Source organism: Amycolatopsis keratiniphila, from assembly GCF_000400635.2.
Classification (GTDB): Bacteria; Actinomycetota; Actinomycetes; order Mycobacteriales; family Pseudonocardiaceae; genus Amycolatopsis; species Amycolatopsis keratiniphila.
The window spans coordinates 6,804,718-6,824,696 of the sequence record NC_021252.1 but is presented as its reverse complement, the minus strand read 5'-3'; the positions used below and the strand labels follow the sequence as shown (position 1 = coordinate 6,824,696).

The 19,979-nt window shown below is 69.6% G+C and carries 18 protein-coding genes; 11 read left to right on the top strand and 7 right to left on the bottom strand.

Annotation, left to right across the window (positions count from 1 at the left end; all coding sequences use genetic code 11):
* Positions 1–58: 58 nt before the first annotated feature.
* Positions 59–715 carry an O-methyltransferase gene (locus tag AORI_RS71290; protein WP_016336362.1) on the bottom strand — a complete coding sequence of 219 codons (657 nt, stop codon included), beginning with the start codon at positions 713–715 and terminating at the stop codon, positions 59–61.
* A 32-nt stretch (positions 716–747) separates the two neighbouring features.
* On the bottom strand, positions 748–1,575 hold the full coding sequence (locus tag AORI_RS71285) for an ABC transporter ATP-binding protein (protein WP_016336361.1): 828 nt from the start codon (positions 1,573–1,575) through the stop codon (positions 748–750).
* A 128-nt stretch (positions 1,576–1,703) separates the two neighbouring features.
* Here AORI_RS71285 and AORI_RS71280 point away from each other — a divergent pair, with 128 nt between their 5' ends.
* Positions 1,704–3,020, top strand: a complete 1,317-nt coding sequence (locus AORI_RS71280; protein ID WP_016336360.1) for an aminotransferase-like domain-containing protein — start codon at positions 1,704–1,706, stop codon at positions 3,018–3,020.
* 28 nt (positions 3,021–3,048) lie between these two features.
* Here AORI_RS71280 and AORI_RS71275 read toward each other — a convergent pair whose 3' ends face one another.
* From AORI_RS71275 to AORI_RS71265, 3 genes are all read right to left on the bottom strand, one after another.
* Positions 3,049–4,857 carry a hypothetical protein gene (locus AORI_RS71275; RefSeq protein ID WP_016336359.1) on the bottom strand — a complete coding sequence of 603 codons (1,809 nt, stop codon included), beginning with the start codon at positions 4,855–4,857 and terminating at the stop codon, positions 3,049–3,051.
* Positions 4,858–5,142: 285 nt separating this feature from the next.
* Positions 5,143–7,116 (bottom strand): SDR family oxidoreductase, encoded by a 1,974-nt coding sequence (locus AORI_RS71270; RefSeq protein ID WP_016336358.1) that lies wholly within the window; start codon positions 7,114–7,116, stop codon positions 5,143–5,145.
* A 58-nt stretch (positions 7,117–7,174) separates the two neighbouring features.
* Positions 7,175–7,393 carry a hypothetical protein gene (locus tag AORI_RS71265; RefSeq protein WP_039922712.1) on the bottom strand — a complete coding sequence of 73 codons (219 nt, stop codon included), beginning with the start codon at positions 7,391–7,393 and terminating at the stop codon, positions 7,175–7,177.
* 197 nt (positions 7,394–7,590) lie between these two features.
* Between AORI_RS71265 and AORI_RS71260 the strand changes: the two genes are divergently transcribed.
* Positions 7,591–8,814 (top strand): NAD(P)/FAD-dependent oxidoreductase, encoded by a 1,224-nt coding sequence (locus AORI_RS71260; RefSeq protein ID WP_016336357.1) that lies wholly within the window; start codon positions 7,591–7,593, stop codon positions 8,812–8,814.
* Between the two features lie 77 nt (positions 8,815–8,891).
* On the opposite strand, the gene AORI_RS71255 is transcribed toward AORI_RS71260, so the two are convergent.
* Positions 8,892–10,136 (bottom strand): Bcr/CflA family multidrug efflux MFS transporter, encoded by a 1,245-nt coding sequence (locus AORI_RS71255; RefSeq protein ID WP_016336356.1) that lies wholly within the window; start codon positions 10,134–10,136, stop codon positions 8,892–8,894.
* 230 nt (positions 10,137–10,366) lie between these two features.
* On the opposite strand from AORI_RS71255, the gene AORI_RS71250 reads away from it, so the two are divergent.
* From AORI_RS71250 to AORI_RS71225, 6 genes are read left to right on the top strand one after another with little or no spacing between them, the layout of a single operon-like run.
* Positions 10,367–11,227, top strand: a complete 861-nt coding sequence (locus tag AORI_RS71250; RefSeq protein ID WP_016336355.1) for a fumarylacetoacetate hydrolase family protein — start codon at positions 10,367–10,369, stop codon at positions 11,225–11,227.
* A complete protein-coding gene (locus AORI_RS71245; RefSeq protein ID WP_016336354.1) occupies positions 11,227–12,528 on the top strand; it encodes an enolase C-terminal domain-like protein in 1,302 nt (433 codons plus the stop codon). The genes AORI_RS71250 and AORI_RS71245 overlap by 1 nt, the downstream gene beginning before the upstream one ends.
* The gene (locus AORI_RS71240; protein ID WP_016336353.1) at positions 12,525–13,286 is read left to right on the top strand and encodes an SDR family NAD(P)-dependent oxidoreductase; all 762 of its coding nucleotides are present in this window, start codon (positions 12,525–12,527) and stop codon (positions 13,284–13,286) included. Before AORI_RS71245 ends, AORI_RS71240 begins: the two co-directional genes overlap by 4 nt.
* Before the next feature lie 25 nt (positions 13,287–13,311).
* Positions 13,312–14,349: a sugar ABC transporter substrate-binding protein gene (locus tag AORI_RS71235; protein ID WP_016336352.1), complete on the top strand. Its 1,038-nt coding sequence runs from the start codon at positions 13,312–13,314 to the stop codon at positions 14,347–14,349.
* The gene (locus AORI_RS71230; protein ID WP_016336351.1) at positions 14,346–15,866 is read left to right on the top strand and encodes a sugar ABC transporter ATP-binding protein; all 1,521 of its coding nucleotides are present in this window, start codon (positions 14,346–14,348) and stop codon (positions 15,864–15,866) included. Before AORI_RS71235 ends, AORI_RS71230 begins: the two co-directional genes overlap by 4 nt.
* The gene (locus AORI_RS71225; RefSeq protein ID WP_016336350.1) at positions 15,863–16,879 is read left to right on the top strand and encodes an ABC transporter permease; all 1,017 of its coding nucleotides are present in this window, start codon (positions 15,863–15,865) and stop codon (positions 16,877–16,879) included. The genes AORI_RS71230 and AORI_RS71225 overlap by 4 nt, the downstream gene beginning before the upstream one ends.
* Positions 16,880–16,989: 110 nt before the next feature.
* On the opposite strand, the gene AORI_RS71220 is transcribed toward AORI_RS71225, so the two are convergent.
* Complete coding sequence (locus AORI_RS71220; protein WP_016336349.1) at positions 16,990–17,700, bottom strand: FadR/GntR family transcriptional regulator; 711 nt, start codon at positions 17,698–17,700, stop codon at positions 16,990–16,992.
* Between the two features lie 106 nt (positions 17,701–17,806).
* Here AORI_RS71220 and AORI_RS71215 point away from each other — a divergent pair, with 106 nt between their 5' ends.
* The 3 genes from AORI_RS71215 to AORI_RS71205 are packed head-to-tail and all read left to right on the top strand — an operon-like array spanning position 17,807 to position 19,898.
* Positions 17,807–18,109 carry an L-rhamnose mutarotase gene (locus tag AORI_RS71215; protein ID WP_016336348.1) on the top strand — a complete coding sequence of 101 codons (303 nt, stop codon included), beginning with the start codon at positions 17,807–17,809 and terminating at the stop codon, positions 18,107–18,109.
* Entirely contained in the window at positions 18,106–19,077 is a 972-nt protein-coding gene (locus tag AORI_RS71210) for an aldo/keto reductase (RefSeq protein ID WP_016336347.1), read from the top strand. The genes AORI_RS71215 and AORI_RS71210 overlap by 4 nt, the downstream gene beginning before the upstream one ends.
* Positions 19,074–19,898 carry an amidohydrolase family protein gene (locus tag AORI_RS71205; RefSeq protein WP_016336346.1) on the top strand — a complete coding sequence of 275 codons (825 nt, stop codon included), beginning with the start codon at positions 19,074–19,076 and terminating at the stop codon, positions 19,896–19,898. The genes AORI_RS71210 and AORI_RS71205 overlap by 4 nt, the downstream gene beginning before the upstream one ends.
* The last annotated feature ends 81 nt before the right edge of the window (positions 19,899–19,979 follow it).

Sequence of the window (19,979 nt, the reverse complement as noted above, 5' to 3'; positions counted from 1 at the left end):
GCGATTCGTGTTCTAACCCGAAACGCCACTCACGACCCACTGGACCGAGGCGGTTCCGTCAGGGCTTCACGAGCACGACGGTCAGCCCGTCGTAGCCCTTGCTGCCGACCGTCTGGATCGCCGTCGCGTCGACGCGGGGCTCGGCGGCGATCATCTCGTGCAGCCGCCTGATCCCTTGGATGTTCGGGTCTTCGCTGGCGGCGTCGGTCACCGCGCCACCGCGGACGACGTTGTCGACCACGATCACGCCGCCGGGCCGGACGAGCTTCAGAGACGCCTCGAAGTAGGCCGGGTTGTTGGCCTTGTCGGCGTCGATGAACGCCAGGTCGATCGGACCCTCGACCGACGGCAGCAGGTCCAGCGCCTTGCCGACCCGGACGTCGACCAGCCCGCCGAGCCCGGCCGCGTCGATGTTCCCGCGCGCGACCTCGGCGTGCTTCGGGTCGTATTCGAGGGTGACGAGCCTGCCCTGCGGCGGCAGGGCGCGGGCGAGCCAGATCGTGCTGTATCCGCCGAGCGTGCCGATCTCCAGGATGGACCGGGCGCCGATCATCCTCGCCATCAGGTTGAGCAGTTTGCCCTGGTTCGGCGCGACGGCGATCGACGGCAGCCCGGCCTCGTCCGACGCCTTCCGCGCGCCTTCGAGGGCGGCGTCGGACGGGACGAGAACCCCGGACAGATAGTCGTCCACTTCGGACCACAGTTGCTGTGACATGGCACCTCCGCCGCCAACCTACTCCGAGGCGATCAGGCGGCGCGGCGTCCGGCTTTCGGGATCACCAGCGGGGTGCCGGTCTCCGGGCACGGCATGACCCGGCAGGGCAGCTCGAAGATCTTTTCGACGTTGGCGGCGGTCACGACCTCTTCGGGCGCGCCGGTCGCGAGGACCTCTCCGCCGCGCATCGCGATCATGTGCGTCGCGTAGCGGGCGGCGTGGTTGAGGTCGTGCAGCACCGCGACCAGCGTCCGGCCCTGCTGCTGGTGCAGTTCCGCGCACAGATCGAGGATGTCCATCTGGTGTGCGATGTCCAGATAGGTCGTCGGCTCGTCGAGCAGCAGGAGATCGGTCTCCTGCGCGAGGGCCATCGCCATCCACACGCGCTGACGCTGACCACCCGACAGCTCGTCGACCAGCCGCTCGGCGAGGTCGTCGACGCCGGTGGCGCGCATGGACTCCGCGACCACGGTGGCGTCCTCACGGGACCACTGGCGCAGCAGGCGCTGATGCGGGTACCGGCCGCGCGCGACGAGGTCGGCGACGGTGATGCCGTCGGGCGCGATCGAGCTCTGCGGCAGCAGGCCGAGCCGCCGGGCGACCTCCTTGGCGGGGAAGGAGCTGATCACCTGACCGTCGAGGAACACCGAACCCTTGCGCGGTTTGAGCATCCGCGCCAGCGCGCGCAGCAGGGTCGTCTTCCCGCAGGCGTTCGGCCCGACGATGACGGTGAACGACCGGTCGGGGATGACCACCCCGAGGTCTTCGGCCACGGTCCGGCCGTCGTAGGCGAGCGTCAGCGCGTCCGCGTGCAGACGGGACGTCGTGCTCTGCTCGGTGAGGGTTTCCACGGTCTCCACGCAGGTTAGGCTAACCTAGGAGGCCGCTGTTGTGGTGTTCCGTAGGTCGCAGTCGGCTCACGACGTGCTTCGATGGCATCATCCCGAGTGCAATCGCGTGAATGCGCTCGGTGCGATCGAAGGGCGGCATGGAGGACTACCGGATAGTCGCGGACGAGATCTCCGCCGACGTCGAGGCGGGCAGGCTCCGGCCCGGCGACAGGCTGCCCCCGCAGCGGCGCTTCGCCAGGGAGCGCGGGATCGCTAACTCCACCGCCGCGAGGGTCTACGGCGAACTCGTCCGGCGAGGGGTCGTGGTCGGCGAGGTCGGCCGGGGGACGTTCGTCCGCGCCGCGCGGCCGCCGCTGGAGACCGCGCTCGCCGAACCGGGCGGTGCGACGGTCGACCTCGAACTCAATTTCGCCGTCCTCCCGGACCAGTCGGCGCTGGTCGGGAAGGCGCTGGAGCCGCTCCTGCGCGAAGACGTCCTGACGGCGGCGTTGCGGCCGGGAAGCGTCTCGGGCTCGAAGCAGGCGCGTGACGCCGTCGCCGGGCTGATCGCGAAGGAGGGCTGGACGCCGGAGATCCTCTTCGCCGGAAGCGGGCGCCAGGCCATCGCGGCCGCCATCGCCGCCTTCGTGCCGATGGGGGAACGGCTCGCCGTCGAAGCCATCACCTACCCCGTGGTCAAGGCGCTCGCCGGGCGGCTCGGCGTCCAATTGGTACCGATCGAGACCGACGACATGGGGCTCATTCCCGAAGCGCTCGAAGCCGCGTCCGTCCGCGCGCTGTACGTCCAGCCGACCCTGCACAACCCGCTCGGGTCCACAATGGACGAAACGCGACGGGCGGAGCTGGCGGAAACCGTGCGCCGGATGGACATCCCGGTGATCGAGGACGGGATCTACACCTTCCTGCGGCCCGAGGTCCGCCCGTTCGCGGCGTACGCGCCGGAACGCACGGTGTTCGCCGACAGCATGTCCAAACGGCTCGCCCCGGGGCTGACCACCGGCTTCCTCGCCGTGCCGGCGGCTTGGACGGAACGGCTCGCCGCGGCCGTGCGCTCGGGCGGCTGGGTCGCGCCCCGGTTCGCGGTCGAAGCCGCCACCCGGTGGATCACCGGAGGCACGCTGGAAACCGTCGAACGGGCGAAACGGCTCGACGCCGCGGAACGCCAGCGGCTGACGGCGGAACGCCTGGCCGGGTTCACCTTGCGCGCGGATCCGCAGGCGTACCACTGCTGGTGGGAGCTCCCGGAACACTGGCGCGCCGAGACCTTCGTCGCCGCCGCCGCACGCCGCGGGATCGCGGTCACCCCGGCGGCCGCGTTCGCCGTCGTCCCCGGGCACGCCCCGAACGCGGTGCGGCTCGCCGTCTCGTCACCGCCACTCGACACGCTCGGGTCCGCTTTGGACGTGCTCGCCGGACTCGCCTCCGGCCGCCCCGAGGACGCCGGCGTCGAGTGACCTCCCCGCATTCAGAGGACGAAATGCGTCAGGGGCGGGGTGCCCACTTGCCGATGAAGCTGCCGCAGGTGACGGTCTGCCCGGTGAGCCGCTCCCGCAGCGCGTTCTCCAGCCCGAGGTAGTCGAAGATCGGCGCGTCCCCGGCGACCTGCGCGGGTACCGGTCCGCCCTTGGCCAGGGCGGGCATGCTCACGGTCTGGAACAGCACCAGGTAGTCGCCGTCGCGGTTGAGCCCGTCGGCCGTCGCGAGCATGCGTTCCGGGGCATCGGCGACGATCTCCAGCGGCAGCGGCCATTCCAGCGGGAACGGGTTGCGCAGGCCGAAGGCGGGATAGGCGAACGGGTTGTCGGGCAGCACGGCCGTGCGCCCGGCGGGGAAACGCGTGACGCAGTCCTGGATCTGGGAAATGTAGGTGTAGGTGCCCGGATTCGTCCGGATACCGCGCATCGACGGCGTCACCGTGCCGAGGTCGCCCGTCAGCTTCTCGTGCGCCATGTCGAGGTACGCGGCTTCGTCGTGATGCGCGACCACGGCCCAGCCCGACGCCAGCACCGCTACCAGGCCCATCGCCGTGGCACCCGCCAGCCCGATCAGGCGAGGCGGTTCCGGCAGCGGCGGCAGCGCGTCCGCGAGCAGCAGGATCGCCGTCAGCGCCAGTGTTCCGGTGAACAACGTCGGGGTGTCGTTGCCCCACGACAGGCTGGTCATGAAGCCGGTCGCGAAGACCAGCGCCCCCATTCTCGGAAAGCGCCGCGTCGCCGCCCAGTTCACCAGGAGCGCGACGCCGAGGATCCACCAAAGCACGTCCGCCCAGCGCGACGCGCCGGTGAAATGCCCGTCGACGACGGTGCCGACCACCACCGCCACCCCCGCGAGGAGCAGCAGCCGGGCGAGGAGCGCTCCGGCGAAACCGGCGCGATCGCGGAAGATCCCCAGCAGCGCGAGAAACACGCCGGCGATCAGGAAGAAGGTCAAGCCTCGCACGGGCGGCCGCAGCAAGGACGCGGGATTTTCCAGCCACAGCCCGAGAAGCCGCTCGCCGTACGCGGGCAGACCGCCGGTGAGCTGCTCGGCCATCGCGCCGAGCCCGCCGTCGAGGGTGACGATTCCGACGTAGAAGACGAGGAAAGCGCCCAGCGCCAGCAGATCCCAGGCCAGCCGCCCCCACCAGCGGCCGGTGCGGAACGCTCCCTCGCGCAGCGACGGGTGCAGCAGCAGCCAGCACAGCGCGATCAGCGGAACCGGCACGAAACTCTGCTTGACGAACACCGAGGTGCCCAGCAGCACCAGGCCGAGCCGTCGTGGCCACGCCTTGCCGTTGCGCAGCCCCGAATCAAGCGCCCAGGCGCCGCACGCGGTCAGGAAGATCCCGTCGATCGTGTGCCACGCCATCAGCGGGAACGCGTTGAGGTTCAGCAGCGACGCGGCCGCCGTCAGCCCGGTGAGACCCGGCCCCCAGTCACGGACGCGGCGGCGGGTGACCAGGACCGCGAACGCGATGGTCGCCAGGATGATCTCCAGCATGCTGAGCACGCTGGAGACGAAGAACAGCGGCCCCGGCACCACGAAGTCGACGATGTGCAGGTACGCCGAACCCAGCGGCCGTGCGGAGATGATGTCCGAATGCGGCACCTCCCCGTGCCGCACCCGCCAGGCCTGGGCGAGGATGAAACCCTGGTCCGACGGGTGGAAACCGAAGCGCCCCACCCGGAGTTCGGTGGCGACGGCGAGCGTGAGCACCCAGGCCGCGTGCAGCGAAAGCCGCAGCACTGTCCTGGACGGACGTACCACCTCCGCGTCCGGTCCGGTCGACAGCGGGGGACTGGCGACGTCCACACTGCCCCTTCCCGGTCGTCCTGCCTCGGCCCGTGCCCGCCGACCCCCCGGCGTATCGGAAACCGATGGTAGCGGCCGGGGGCGTCCCCCGATCGAGCCCCGGCCGGGACGTCAGTGTCTATGGGTGAACCCGCGTCCGCGATCGACGTCGACAGGGCGCGACCTGGTCTTCCTGGTCGCGAAGGTGGTTAAGGGCGCCCTGCCACCGCGATAGCGGGGCCTTCGGCGGGCGGGTTCACGCGTATGGTCACTTTCCGGGAAAACCTCAGCTCCGCCCACAGGCTCTCAGGGACGACGGCGCCAGACCAGCCGGGTGACCGCGCCCGCCACCGAGGCGAGCGGGGCCTTCCGGGGCAGGCCACGGGATTCCGGCGCTGACTCGGGCATCGCGCGGTAGACGAGGTGGGCGAAGAACCGGGCCGTCTTCGGTGCGACGAGCGTCACCAGTTCGGCGGCCGTGCCCTCCGGCAGGTTCAGGATCTCCGGCCGTTTCTCCAACGCCTTCACCACGAGGGCGGCGGCGCGTTCGGGCGAGCTCGACGGCATGCCGCGGTAGGAACCGGTCGGGGCGATCATGTCGGTGCGCACCAGCGGCATCCGGACCGAGGTGAAGGTGACGCCGTCGGAAAGCGTTTCCCGCCCGGCGGTCAGCCCGAACTCCTCCAGCGCGGCCTTCGAGGCCAGGTAAGCGGAAAACCGCGGCGTGTCGGTCTGGAGTCCTTGGGTGGTCACGTTCACGACGTGGCCGAAACCGCGCGCGGTCATCGACGGCAGCAGGCCCAGCGTCAGCCGCACGGGTCCGAAGTAGTTGATCGCCATCGTGCGCTCGAAATCGTGGAACCTTTCGGTGGACAGCGAAAGCGACCGCCGGATCGAGCGGCCCGCGTTGTTGACCAGCATGTCGACCGCGCCGTGCGCGGCGAGCACGTCCTTGACCAGAGCGTCGACGGCGCCGCCGTCGGTGAGGTCGCACGGATACGCGGACGCCTTGCCGCCCGCCGCGACGATCTGCTCCCGGACCTCTTCGAGTTCGTCGGCGCGCCTGGCCACGAGGATCACTTCGCCGCCCTTCGCGGCGACGGCCAGCGCGGACGCGCGCCCGATTCCCGAGGACGCGCCGGTGATGAGGACCTTGCGGCCGTCGAGCGGTTCCGGCCCGGGACGGCGGCGGCCGCGGTCGGGATCCAGGTGTGCGAGCCAGTACCGGTAGAGCGGGCCGGCGTACTCCTTCAACGGGGGCAAGGTGATCCCGCTGCCTTCGAGCGCGGCCGTGGTGGCGCTCGTGTCGAAGTCGACCTCCATGCTCAGATGCGGCAGGACTTCGAGCGGGATGCCGAGTTCCGCGAGCACCGCCGCGCGGGCCGACCGTCCGCCGGGGACCCGGTCGAAGCCGGCGGCCGCGGACTTCGCCAGCCGGGTTCCCGCGCGCTTGAGCGCTCCGGAAGGCCGGGCGGGAAGGACGGCGGAGATCTTCGGCCCGCCCGCGGCCCGCGCGAACGCGTTGTAGACCTCGTGGAGCGGCTGGGGCCGGGGCGATGCGAGGTGATACGTGCTGCCGCTGGGCGCGTCGACGTGCATGAGGTGTTCCATCGCTTCGACGACGTAGTCGACCGGAACGAGGTTCGTGGCGCCGAGATCCGGGGCGGCCAGCGGAAGACGGCGGGGCAGCGCGGCGAGCCGCGAGATCGCGGGAAGGAAGTAGTACGGACCGTCGATCTTGTCCATCTCACCGGTGCGCGAATCACCGGCCACGGCGGACGGACGGTACACGCGGAACGGCGTTTTCCCGTGCCTCCGCACGAGTTTCTCCGCTTCGAACTTCGTCGCGTGGTACGGCGACGCGAAGCTCTGGCCGAGGTCGAAGTCGGCCTCGGTGAACCGCCCGGCGTACTGCCCGGCGACCGCGATCGACGAGACGTGGTGGAAGAGCCCGGCCTTCGCGGCGGCGGCGAACTCCAGGACGTTGCGGGTGCCGTCGACGTTGGCCGCGCGGTTCGCCGCTTCGTCCGCGGTGAGGTCGTAGATCGCGCCGAGATGCACGACGTGGTCAAGGGGGCCCAGGCGGGCGGGATCGATGCCCAGCGAGGGTTCGGTCAGATCGCCGGTGACGGGAACGAGCTTCTCGTGGCTCGGGAGCTTCCCGCGTGAGGTCTCCCTCACGAGTACGTGGACGGCTACGGTCTCGGGTCGCCGTAGTAGGCGCGCGACCAGGCGTTTTCCCAGAAAACCCGTCGCGCCCGTCACGAAGTAGGTGGTCATGGCCGGCTCCTTCCGAACGGGCCCGACTCTACCTACTCAGAAGTAGGAACGGTAGTTGTCATTCACTGTGGTCCGGATGTTCGGCCACCGCGACCACGGCGTCGCGGAGCGCGGCGCGCAGGCGCCCCACGTCCAGCGGCCCGAGTACGGCGGCCTCTCCGGGCGGCGCCACGAGCACGATCTTGTCGCTGCTCACGAACACCGTCACGTCCCTGCGCCTGCCCGCGAGATCCCGGCAGCCGACCGACCATTCGTCCCGGGGTGCCAACGTCCTCATCCTCCCGTATCCCATGATCTCCCTTTCGTCATCCGAGGCTGGGACGAGGCGCTTTGGGGGGCGTGACGCCGGTTACCCCACATTCCTACTGATGGGTTAACCGATACCGCGTTTCGTGATCGACTTCCGCTTTCGCTAGGCCGGACGGGGAGAGACGGGAGTAGCGTCCGGGGGAGGGACTGCTTGGGAGGTCATGGATGTCCGAACCCAGGAAGATCGTCATCGTCGGCGCCGGTCTCGCCGGGGCGACGGCCGCCGGAGCGCTGCGAGAACGCGGTTACGAGGGTGAGATCGTGCTCCTCGGCACCGACACGCATCGCCCGTACGAATTACCGCCCTTGTCCAAGGGACTTCTGCTGGGCAAGGCCGATGAACCCGACTGGGTGCACGGCGAAGGTTTCTACGGCGAAAAGGACATCGCGTTCCGGAGCGGCGTGACCGCGACCAAGATCGAGCTCGGCGCGCGGCTCGTGCACGACCACGCGGGCGGCGAACACCGCTTCGACCGGCTCGTGCTCGCGACCGGCTCCCGGCCGCGGTCGTTGCCGGTGCCCGGCGGGGATCTGCCGGGGCTGCGGACCCTGCGCACCCTCGACGACGCGCTGGCGCTCCGCTCGGCGTTCGAGGACGCGCGGCGGGTGGTGATCGTCGGCGCGGGCTGGATCGGGACCGAGGCCGCGGCGGCCGCCAAGGAACACGGCGCCGAGGTGACCGTGGTCGACCAGGTCGGCTCTCCGTTGGTCGCGGTACTGGGCGAGCAGGTGTCCGGCGTCTTCAAGGACCTCCACACCCAGCACGGGGTGAACTGGCGTCTGGGTGAAGGCGTCGACGGTTTCACCGGTGACGCCGATGGGGTGACCGGCGTCCGCCTTCGGAGTGGTGACGAACTCCCCGCCGACGTCGTGCTGGTGGCCGTCGGCGCCGCGCCGCGGGTCGACCTCGCGCACGCCGCCGGGCTGGAACTGTCCGACGACGGCGGTGTCTGCGCCGACGCCGGCCTGCGGACGGCCGCGCCCGACGTCTACGCGATCGGCGACATCGCCGCGCATTTCCACCCCCGCTACGGAAAACGTGTCCGCGTCGAGCATTGGTCGAACGCGAAATGGCAGGGGGAGCACGTCGCCGGGAACCTGCTGGGCGAGAACGAACCGTACTTGCGGAGTCCGTATTTCTTCTCGGACCAGTACGACCTCGGATGCGAGTACCGCGGTCTCGCCGATCCCGAAACCGACGAGCTCGTGGTGCGGGGCGATCTCGCGGCGCGGGACTTCACCGCGTTCTGGCTGCGGGACGGGCAGGTGGCCGCCGCGATGAACGTCAACCAGTGGGACGACGGGGACGCCTTGAAGGCTTTGGTGGAGGGGCGAGCGGCGGTGACCGCGGAGCAGTTGAGGACCGCTGACCTCACTTCGCTCGTGTGACCCCTTCGGATGCTAGGAAAGGACCGTTCCTTGCAAAATTTGCAAGGAACGGTCCTTTCCTAGCGTTTGAAGGCGAGTCAGGCCGCCTGGGCGACCAAGGCCCGCGAAGGCCGCGTCATGGTCCCGAAGGCCAGCAGCGCGAGCACGCCGAAGCCTGCCATCACGATCCCCATCGGGACCGCGGTGCCCGGACCGCCCAGCCCGACCAGCGGCGTCGCCAGCCCGCCGACGACGAACTGCAGCACACCCAGCAGTGCCGACGCCGAACCGGCGGACCGCGCCTGTTCGGCGAGCGCCAGCGAACTCGCGTTCGGCGCCACCATGCCGATGCTCGACACCAGGATGAACAGCGGGATCAGCAGCCCGATCAGCCCGAGGTCCAGCGCCGACGCGGCCAGCACGCCGAAGCCGGCCACCGCCGCGACGACCAGGCCGACGGTCAGCAGAGTCCGCTCCGGGAAACGTCCGACGATGCGCCCGTTCAGCTGCCCGACGGCCACGATGCCGATGCCGTTGAGCCCGAACACCAGGCTGTACGCCTGCGGGCTGAGCCCGTAAACGCCCTGGAGCGCGAAGGACGAGCCGGAGATGTAGGCGAACAGGCTGCCGAACATCAGCCCGGAGGCCAGCGCGTAGCCGAGGAAGCCGCGATCGCGGAGCAGGCTCGCGTACTTCCGCAGCACCGAGCCGAACCGCGCGGGCGTGCGGCGCTCCTCGGGCAGGGGCTCCGGCAGCAGGAAGAAGACGACGGCGAGCAGGAGTCCGCCGAACACGGTCAGGCAGACGAACACGCCGCGCCACGACGTCCAGTTCAGGATCTGGCCGCCGATGATCGGCGCCAGGATCGGGGCGAGCCCGTTGACCAGCATGAGCAGCGAGAAGAACTTCGTCATCGCGGTGCCGGAGTAGAGGTCGCGCACGGTCGCCCTGGCGATCACGATGCCCGCCGCGGCACCGAAGGCCTGGACACCGCGCGCGGCGATGAGCAGTTCGGCGGTCGGCGCGACGGCGCACAGGATCGAGCCGACCATGTAGAGCGCGAGCCCGGCCACGAGCGGTTTGCGGCGGCCGATCGCGTCGGACAGCGGTCCGAGGATCAGCTGGCCGATGGCGAGCCCGATGATGAACGCGCTGAGCGTGAGCTGCACGGTCGCGTCCGCCGCGCGCAGTTCGCCCGCCATCTGCGGCAGCGCGGGCAGGTACATGTCGATGGACAGGGGCCCGAAGGCGGACAGGCCGCCGAGGATCAGGACGAACCGGGCGCGTCCGGTCGTGAGAGGGCGCGCGACGGTTTCTTCCACTCGCTCGGGCGCGATGGTCATGCTCTTCCTTTCCCCAGCCAAGGTTCCGCGAGGAACAACTTGCTTAGAGTAGGTAACTATTCCCCCTGTGAGTCTCGCCACCCCCACTTCGCAAGACTGATCCGATCAATTTTCCGGACAAATCCGAGTGGGCCCTAGATCTCGTCGGAGGTCGTCGGGTATACATCGGATGTCTGTTCGTTGCTGTTGGAGCCGTTGATTGTTGACGGTTCGGCTGGAAGGGAAAATCCGTGCAGCTGTTGCGACTCGGGGAGCCGGGAAGTGAGCGTCCGTTCGTACGTGCCGGGGACGGCACGCTGCGCGACCTCTCGGCGCTGACCGCCGACATCGATGGCAGCTTCTTCGCGGGCGACGGTGTCGCCAGGGCCGCGGCCGCGCTGGCCGCCGGTGAGCTGCCCGAAGCAGGCCCCGAATTCGCGCAGGCCAGGGTGGGTTCGCCGATCGCGCGGCCGGGCAAGGTCGTCTGCATCGGCCTCAACTACCGGCAGCACGCCGAGGAGTCCGGCGCCGAAGTCCCGGCCGAGCCCGTCGTGTTCATGAAGGCCCCCGACGTCGTCGTCGGCCCGGAGGACGACGTGCTCGTGCCGCGCCGCTCGACCAAGACCGACTGGGAGGTCGAGCTCGGCGTCGTCATCGGCAAGACCGCGCGCTACCTCGAAAGCACCGAAGAGGCCCTGGAGTACGTCGCCGGCTACACCGTCTCGAACGACGTGTCCGAGCGCGAATTCCAGCTCGAACGCGGCGGCACCTGGGACAAGGGCAAGTCGTGCGAGAACTTCAACCCGCTCGGCCCGTGGCTGGTCACCGCCGACGAGGTGACCGACCCGCAGGACCTCGGCCTGCGGTTGTGGGTCAACGGCGAGAAGAAGCAGGACTCGTCGACCAAGGACATGATCTTCACGGTCGCCGAGATCGTGCACTACGTGAGCCAGTACATGGTGCTGCGCCCCGGTGACCTCATCAACACCGGCACCCCGCAGGGAGTCGCGCTCGGCCAGCCCGAGCCCAAGCCGTACTTGACCGAAGGTGACGTCATCGAGCTCGAAATCGACGGCCTCGGCCGTCAGCGTCAGAACGTCAGGCAGGCGTGATGGCGAAGATCGTAGGCATGGAGGTGCTCGACGTCCGCTTCCCCACCTCACGGGAGCTCGACGGTTCGGACGCCATGAACCCGGACCCGGACTACTCGGCCGCGTACGTCGTGCTGCACACCGACGGCGGCCCGGACGGCTACGGGCTCGCCTTCACCATCGGACGCGGCAACGACGTCCAGGCCGCGGCCATCCGCGCGCTGGAACCGCATGTCGTCGGCAGGGACGTGCCCACCGACGCGGCCGCGCTCGGCGACCTGTCGCGGGCATTGGTCGGCGACTCGCAACTGCGCTGGCTCGGCCCGGAAAAGGGTGTCGCGCACATGGCGATCGGCGCGGTGGTCAACGCCGCCTGGGATCTCGCCGCGCGGATCGCCGGGCTTCCCGTCTGGCGTTTCGCCGCCGGGATGTCGCCGGAGGAGCTGGTCTCCCTTGTCGACTTCCGGTATCTCTCCGACGCGCTGACCGAACAGGAGGCGCTCGACATCCTCCGCGCCGCCGAGCCCGGCCGCGCGGAACGGATCGCCAAGATCGAGCGCGACGGCTATCGCGCGTACAGCACGTCCCCCGGCTGGCTCGGCTACTCGGACGCGAAACTGGTCCGGCTCGCCGAACAGGCCGTCGCGGACGGCTTCGAGATGATCAAACTGAAGGTCGGCGGGAATCTCGAGGACGACGTCCGCCGGATGAAGCTCGCCCGCGAGACCGTCGGCCCGGACATCCGGGTCGCCGTCGACGCGAACCAGCGTTGGGACGTCTCGACCGCGATCACCTGGATGACCGCGCTGGCGCCGTACGACCCGTACTGGATCGAGGAACCCACCTCGCCGGACGACGTGCTCGGCCACGCCGCGATCGCCAAGGCGCTCGCCCCGATCCGGGTGGCCACCGGCGAGCACGTGCAGAACCGCGTGGTGTTCAAGCAGTTGCTGCAGGCCGGCGCGATCTCGGTGCTGCAACTCGACGCGGCCAGGGTCGGCGGGTTCAACGAGAACCTGGCGATCCTGTTGCTGGCGGCCAAATTCGGGGTCCCGGTCTGTCCGCACGCCGGCGGGGTCGGGCTGTGCGAACTCGTCCGGCACCTGTCGATGTTCGATTTCGCGGCGGTGTCCGGGAGCGACACCGACCGGTCCATCGAATGGGTCGACCACCTCCACGAGCACTTCACCGATCCGGCCGCCGTCGTCGACGGCCGCTACGTCGCCCCGTCCGCGCCCGGTTTCTCGGCCCGGATGCACGACGCGACGCTGCGCCGGTTCACCTTCCCCGACGGTCCAGAGTGGACGGAGACAAACCAGTGAGTGAGTTCGAAGGCCTCGTCGCCGCCGTCACCGGCGGTGCCTCGGGAATCGGCAGGGCCACCGCCGACCTGCTCGCCGCGCGCGGGGCGAAGGTCGCGGTGCTCGACCTGAATCCCGGCGACCTTCCCGAGGGCCTCACCGGATTCCGCTGCGACGTCGGCTCCGACGAGGAGGTCCGCTCGGCGATCGCCGCGGTCGCCGAGCGGTTCGGCGGGCTCGACGTCCTGATCAACAACGCGGGCATCGGCGCACAGGGCGACGTGACGGCCAACGGTGACGACGAATGGCACCGGGTGCTCGACATCAACGTCGTCGGCATGGTGCGGCTCGCGCGGGCGGCGTTGCCGCATCTGAAGAACTCGCGCTCGGCCGCGATCGTCAACACCTGTTCGATCGCCGCGTGGGCGGGCCTGCCCAACCGCGCGCTGTACTCGGCCAGCAAGGGCGCGGTGCTCTCGCTGACCCTGGCGATGGCGACCGACCACCTCGCCGACCGGATCCGCGTCAACTGCGTCTGCCCCGGCACCGCGGACACCCCGTGGGTCGGCAGGCTGCTCGACGCCGCGGGCGATCCGGAGGCCGAACGCGCCGCGCTCGCCGCCCGTCAGCCGATGGGCAGGCTGGTCACCGCGGACGAGGTCGCGAACGCGGTGGTGTACCTCGCCAGCCCGTTGTCGGCTTCGACCACCGGCACGGCGCTCGCCGTCGACGGAGGGATGTACGGGCTGCGTCCGCGCGGCCCGGTCCACCACCAGTAGTTTCGCTGCCATCAAGGAGGATGCGGTGCGTACGAGGGTGATCAAGGTGGCCGCCGCGGCCACCGTGCTCGGGCTGGCCCTGTCGGCTTGCGGTTCCACCAAAGACAACGCGCCGCAGCCCGGCGCGGGTGGGGGCGGCAAGGTCGGCGCGACTATCCCGTTGCTGACCTCGCCGTTCTGGCAGGCCTACAACAACTACGTACCGCTGAAGGCGAAGGAACAGGGCGTCGAGGCGTTGCCGACGGTCAACGCGGACAGCGACCCGGCGAAGCAGATCACCGACATCAACACCTTGCTCAACCAGGGCGTCAAGGGCCTGGTCGTGACCCCGCTGGACTCCGCCGCCGTCGTGGCGGGCCTCAAGGCGGCGGAGAACAAGGGCGTCCCGGTGGTGGCGGTCGACGTCGCGCCGGAGGGCGGCAAGGTCGCGATGGTGGTGCGCGCGGACAACAAGGCGTACGGCACCAAGGCGTGCGAGGCGATCGGCGCGAAGGTCACGTCGGGCAAGGTCGTGCAGGTCATGGGCGACCTCGCCTCGGTCAACGGCCGCGACCGCTCCGAGGCGTTCCGGCAGTGCATGAAGGCGAAGTTCCCGGGCGTCCAGGTGCTGGAGGTCGCCGCCGAATGGAAGGCGGACAAGGCCTCGTCCGGCCTGGACAGCCTGCTGACCGCGAACCCGGACATCAAGGCCGTGTACATGCAGGCGGGCGGCGTCTACCTGGCGCCGACGCAGCAGGCGCTCAAACGCAAGAACCTCTACTTCCCGGTCGGCGACCCGAAGCACGTGGTGCTGGTCAGCAACGACGGCATTCCCCAGGAGCTGGCCGCGATCCGCGCGGGCGAACTCGACGCGACCGTCTCGCAGCCCGCCGACGACTACGCCAAGTACGGCATGTACTGGATCAAGAAGGCGATGGCGGGGGAGACGTTCAAGGCGGGGCCGACCGACCACGGCAGCACCGTCGTCGAGGTGCGGCCGGGGATCCTCGAAGACCAGCTCCCCGCGCCCGTCGTCACGAAGGACAACGTGGACGACAAGGCGCTCTGGGGGAACAACCTGTGAGCGCGCTGCCCGCCGGGTCCGCCGCCGTGCCGGTGGTCAGCGCACAGGGTGTCGGCAAACGCTACGGACCGACCGTGGCGCTGTCCGACGTCAGCCTCACCGTGCACCCCGGCGAATCGCACGCGCTCGTCGGCCGCAACGGGGCCGGGAAATCGACGCTCGTCTCCATCCTCACCGGACTGTCCAAAACGGACAGCGGACACGTCGAGTTCGGCGGCGTCCCCGCGCCGCCCTTGTCCAAACAGGACGAATGGAAACGTGCGGTCGCCTGCGTCTACCAGCACGCGATGGTCGTCCCGCAGCTGACCGTCGCGGAGAACCTGTTCCTCAATCGCCAGTCGGGCAAGGGTTTCACGATCGGCTGGCAGCGGTTGCGCCGTCAGGCACGGGACCTGCTCGACTCCTGGGACGTGGGGGTCGACGTCGACACCCCGGCGGGCGAGCTTTCGGTCGAGGACCGGCAGTTCGTCGAGATCGCCAGGGCGCTCTCCTACGGCGCCCGGTTCATCGTGCTCGACGAGCCGACGGCGCAGCTGGACAGCCAGGCGATCGACCGGCTCTTCGCGCGGATGCGGCAGATGCAGGCGAACGGGGTGACGTTCCTGTTCATCTCGCATCACCTCCACGAGGTGTACGAGGTCTGCCAGGCGGTCACCGTGCTGCGCGATGCCAAGCACATCCTGACCGCGCCCGTTTCGGAGGTCGGCCGTGCCGAGCTGATCGACGCGATGACCGGCGAACAGGGCGGCCTTTCCGTCCGTGACGCCTCCACTCGCGAGGCGCTGGACGCGGACGCCGCCGAGGTCCTGGCCGTCGACGGGCTTTCCGGTGACGGGTTCGAGGACGTCACGTTCCGGATCCACCGCGGCGAGGTGATCGGGCTCGCCGGCAGCAACGCCAGCGGCAAGCATCAGGTCGCCGAAACCGTGTACGGACTGCGCTCGCCGTCTTCCGGCACGGTCCGGGTGGACGGGAAACCGCTGAAGCCGGGCGACATCCCGGCCGCGATCCGCGCCGGGATCGGCTGTGTGCCGAGGGATCGGCATCACGAAGGACTGGTGCTGGAGCACTCCATCGCCGACAACGCCACACTGTCCATTTTGGATCGCATGGGCAAGGGTGGTCTCGCGGCACCGGGCGCGCGGTACGGCCGGGCCGTGCGGGCGTTGCGGGACTACGACATCGTCGCGGCCGACGCGGACCAGCCGGTGTCCGACCTTTCCGGCGGCAACCAGCAGAAGGTCGTCCTGGCCCGCGCGCTGGCCGGTGATCCGCGCCTGGTGGTGCTGATCAACCCGACCGCGGGCGTGGACGTGAAATCGAAGGAGGCGCTGCTCGCGGTCGTCGACCGGGTGCGCGCCGAGGGCAAGGCGGTGCTGATCGTCAGCGACGAGCTGGACGATCTCCGGCTGAGCGACCGGGTACTGGTGCTGCGTGCCGGTGCCGTGGTCGCCGAACACCCGGCGGGCTGGTCCGACGGCGATCTGGTGGCCGACATCGAAGGAGTCGAGCGGTGACCGAACTGATGACCGATCCGAAGACTTCGACGCTCGCGGCCCCGCCGAAGCGCCGGAAGTTCCGCTGGCTGCGCGAACTCGCGCTCGTGCCGGCGCTCGTCGTGGTGCTGATCATCGGAGGACTGATCAGTGACACGTTCCTGACCTTCGGCAGCATCGTCGGGATCCTGTCCGCCTCGGCCGCGCTGTCGATGGTGGTACTGGGCGAATCGCTCGTGCTGCTGACCGGGAAGTTCGACCTGTCACTGGAATCCACCATGGGCATGGCGCCCGCCTTGGGCGCGATGCTGGTCATCCCGGTGGCTTCTTCGGGTTTCGGCACCGAAATCCCCGGGTTCGCGGGCATCCTCGCCGTACTGGTGGCCGGGGCCGCGGTCGGCTTCGTGAACGGTTTCCTGATCGTCAAGCTGAAGCTGAACGCCTTCATCGTCACGCTCGCGATGCTGACGGTGCTGCGCGGCACGCAGATCGGTTCCACACAGGGGAAGACGCTCTTCGACCAGCTGGACGTGTTCACCGCCCTGGCCACGACGACGTTCATCGGGCTGCCGATGTCGGTGTGGCTGGCCGCGGCGCTGTTCACCGTGTTCGGGCTGGGGCTGCGGTATCACCGGATCGGACGGTCGCTGTACGCCATCGGCGGCAATCGGGAAGCCGCGCGGGCCGCCGGTATCCGCGTCGACCGGATCTCCTGGGGTGTCTTCGTCGTGGCCGGTGTGCTGGCCGCGCTCGGCGGGCTCGCGTACACCGGCTACGTCGGCGCGCTCGGGGCGGATCAGGGCGACGGATTGATCCTTCAGGTGTTCGCCGCTGCGGTGATCGGCGGTGTCTCACTGGACGGTGGGAAGGGCACGCTGGTCGGGGCGCTCACCGGCGTGCTGCTGCTGCAGACCGTCACCAACCTGCTGCAGGTGGCGCAGGTGCCGCCGGAATGGCTGAAGGCGATCTACGGCGTGATCATCCTGGTCGCGTTGATCATTTCGCGCTACGCCGGTGGGAAGGCCCAGACCTAGCCCTCTCGCCGCTGCAATGAACGGTCCTTTCCTGACGAATTTTGCGAGGAAAGGACCGTTCCTAGCGCGCGAAGGGCCGGTTAGAGGGCGTGAGAGAGGAGAGAGCGGTGTCAGGAAGCTTCGGCGGCCGTGGTGGGGTCGTCGGCGGTGCCGAGCGCGTTGCGGAGCCATTGCTCCACCCCGGCCACGTGCACGGTGGCCCACGAACGCGCGAGCTCGGGTTCACGGGCCGCGATGGCCTCGTAGATCGCCGTGTGCTGCTCGCGGGTCTTCGCGACCGCGCCCTCCTGGGTGAGCCCGCGCCAGATGCGGGCGCGCGCGGTGGGGCCGGACAGGCTGTCCAGCAGGGAGCACAGCACCGGATTGCCGGAACCGTCGGCGATCTTGCGGTGGAACTGCAGGTCGTTCGCGACCAGCGCCTCCACCGTCGGCGAGTCGGCCAGTTCGTCGAGCAGGCGGCCTAGTTCCGCGATGTCCTCGTCGCTCATGTGCAGTGCGGCCAGCGCCGTCGCCGCCGGTTCGAGGATCCGGCGGACGGCGAGGAAGTCCAGCACGGTGTCGTCGCGGTGGAAGTCCACCACGAACGTCATCGCGTCGAGGAGGAGATTCGGTTCGAGGCTGGTGACGTACGTCCCGTCGCCCTGCCGGACGTCGAGCACGCGGATCAGGCACAGCGCCTTCACCGCTTCGCGCAGCGAACTGCGGGACAGGCCGAGCCGCTGGGCCAGTTCGGCCTCCTTCGGCAGCCTGTCGCCGGGAGCAAGCTCGCCGGAGATGATCATGTCCTTGATCTTGTCGATCGCGACATCGGTGACCGGCATGTTCCACCGCCCTCCCCGAAGACCTCGGATGTTTGAGTGTTAGTTGACAGAGTGCCATGTTTCGAATGAAGGAGGCGCGGTGACCCACGGTGTCGCACTACAAAGAGTGGCACTCCACACCCGGCTGAAGCCGGGCAAGGAGGCCGAATACGAGTCGGTCCACGCCGTCATCCCGCCCGATCTGGACGAAGCCCTGCGCGGTGCGGGCGTGCGTTCGTGGCGGATCTGGCGGGACGGTCTCGACCTGTTCCACGTGGTGGAGGTCGAGGACTACGCGAAGATGCGCGCGGTCCTGCGCGATCATCCGGCCAACATTCCCTGGCAGGCGCGGATGTCCGAACTGCTCGACGTCGAAGACGACTACTCGGGCAACGATTCGGGGATCGGCCTCGTCTGGGAGCTTCCGTGAAGATTCCCCTGTCCCCGCTGGGGCTCGGCTGCGCGCAGCTGGGCAACCTGTACCACGCCATCACCGACGAGACGGCCGAAGCGACCGTCCGGCGGGCGTGGGACGAAGGCATCCGGTATTTCGACACCGCCCCGCACTACGGTCTCGGGCTGTCGGAACGACGGCTGGGCGCGGCGCTTTCGGCGTATCCCCGCGCGGACTTCGTCGTTTCGACCAAGGTCGGCCGCGTTCTGGAGCCCGACCCCGACGGCGCTTCGCGCACCGACTCGCAGGGTTTCGTCGTCCCCGCCGCGTACAAACGACGCTGGGACTTCAGCCGCGACGGGATCCTCCGGTCGCTTGAGGACAGTCTGGAGCGGCTGGGGCTCGACCGCGTCGACGTCGTCTACGTGCACGACCCCGACGAGCACTTCGAGGACACCGTCGACGGTGCTTTCCCCGCGCTGCTCGAATTGCGCGAACAGGGTGTCGTCGACGCCATCGGCGCCGGGATGAACCAGGCGCCGATGCTCGCGGAATTCGTCCGCCGCTTCGATCTCGACGTGATCCTGCTGGCGGGCCGGTACACCCTGCTCGACCAGCCCGCCCTCGACGATCTCCTCCCGCTGTGCGCGGAACGCGGGGTGGACGTGGTGGCGGGCGGCGCGTTCAACGCCGGGATCCTCGCCACCACGGAGCCGGGCACGATGTACGACTACGCCGAGGCGCCGGCCGAGCTGGTCGAACGCGCCCAGCGGATCGCCGACGTCTGCGCGCGGCACGGTGTCGAGCTCCCGCAAGCCGCTTTGGCGCTGCCGGCCGCGCATCCGTCGGTGGTGTCCGTCGTCGTCGGCGCGCACGATCCCGGGCAGGTCCGGCTCAACGCCGAACGTTTCCGCCGCCCGGTGCCGCGCGAGTTGTGGACGGACCTGATCCATGCGGGACTGTTGCGTGAGGACACCGTGCTGCGGGAGGAAGGACAGCCGTGATCGACGCGCACCACCACCTTTGGGACCCGTCGCGACGGGACTACCCGTGGATGACCGGCACGGCGCTGGAACCGATCCGCCGTCCGTACACAGTGGACGATCTCCGCGCGGTGACGAAGTCGGCGGGGGTGAAGGGGACCGTGCTGGTGCAGACGGTCTCGTCGGAAGAGGAGACGCGCGAGTTCCTCGCGGCGGCGCGGGAAGAACCGCTGATCGCCGGCGTCGTCGGCTGGACCGACCTCACCGCCCCCGGCGTCGCCGAGCGCGTGGCCTCGTTTTCGGGGCCGTTGGTGGGAATCCGGCACCAGGTGGAGGACGAGCCGGACCCGTCGTGGCTGATGCGGCCCGACGTCCTGCGTGGTCTCGCCGCTCTCGGTGAGGCAGGGCTGGCGTACGACCTGCTGGTGAAACCGCCTCAGCTTCCCTCGGCCCTCGCCGCCGCGAAAGCGTTGCCGGACCAGGTTTTCGTGCTCGACCACGCCGCGAAGCCGCCGATCGCCTCGGGCGAATGGCAGCCGTGGGCGGACGGCGTCGCGGCATTGGGGGAGCTGGACAACGTGTACTGCAAGCTTTCGGGACTCGTCACCGAGGCGGACTGGGCACGGTGGAAGGTCGGTCAGCTGGCGCGCTGGGCCGAGCACGTGCTGGAGTCTTTCGGGGCTTCGCGGCTGATGTTCGGCTCCGACTGGCCGGTCTGCGAACTCGCGGCCGCGTACGAAGTCGTCGTGGACACGGCGTTTTCGCTGACGGGTTCGCTGAGCGATGCCGAGCGGCTGGAGTTCTTCGACGGGACGGCGCGGCGGGCCTATCGCCTTACGTGAGACACGACGAAATCCCGGCGGGAAACGGGGGAAAGGAAGAAAGTGGGCGGCGCGGGGACCGGGCGCCTGAGAACCGCTGAT

What these genes read in the sequence shown, in the direction of transcription:
- AORI_RS71220 (WP_016336349.1), bottom strand. Translation starts at nt 17,700, where the DNA reads ATGCCGGTCACCGATGTCGCGATCGACAAGATCAAGGACATGATCATC.
- AORI_RS71255 (WP_016336356.1), bottom strand. Translation starts at nt 10,136, where the DNA reads ATGACCATCGCGCCCGAGCGAGTGGAAGAAACCGTCGCGCGCCCTCTC.
- AORI_RS71260 (WP_016336357.1), top strand. Translation starts at nt 7,591, where the DNA reads ATGTCCGAACCCAGGAAGATCGTCATCGTCGGCGCCGGTCTCGCCGGG.
- AORI_RS71290 (WP_016336362.1), bottom strand. Translation starts at nt 715, where the DNA reads ATGTCACAGCAACTGTGGTCCGAAGTGGACGACTATCTGTCCGGGGTT.
- AORI_RS71280 (WP_016336360.1), top strand. Translation starts at nt 1,704, where the DNA reads ATGGAGGACTACCGGATAGTCGCGGACGAGATCTCCGCCGACGTCGAG.
- AORI_RS71270 (WP_016336358.1), bottom strand. Translation starts at nt 7,116, where the DNA reads ATGACCACCTACTTCGTGACGGGCGCGACGGGTTTTCTGGGAAAACGC.
- AORI_RS71265 (WP_039922712.1), bottom strand. Translation starts at nt 7,393, where the DNA reads ATGAGGACGTTGGCACCCCGGGACGAATGGTCGGTCGGCTGCCGGGAT.
- AORI_RS71245 (WP_016336354.1), top strand. Translation starts at nt 11,227, where the DNA reads ATGGCGAAGATCGTAGGCATGGAGGTGCTCGACGTCCGCTTCCCCACC.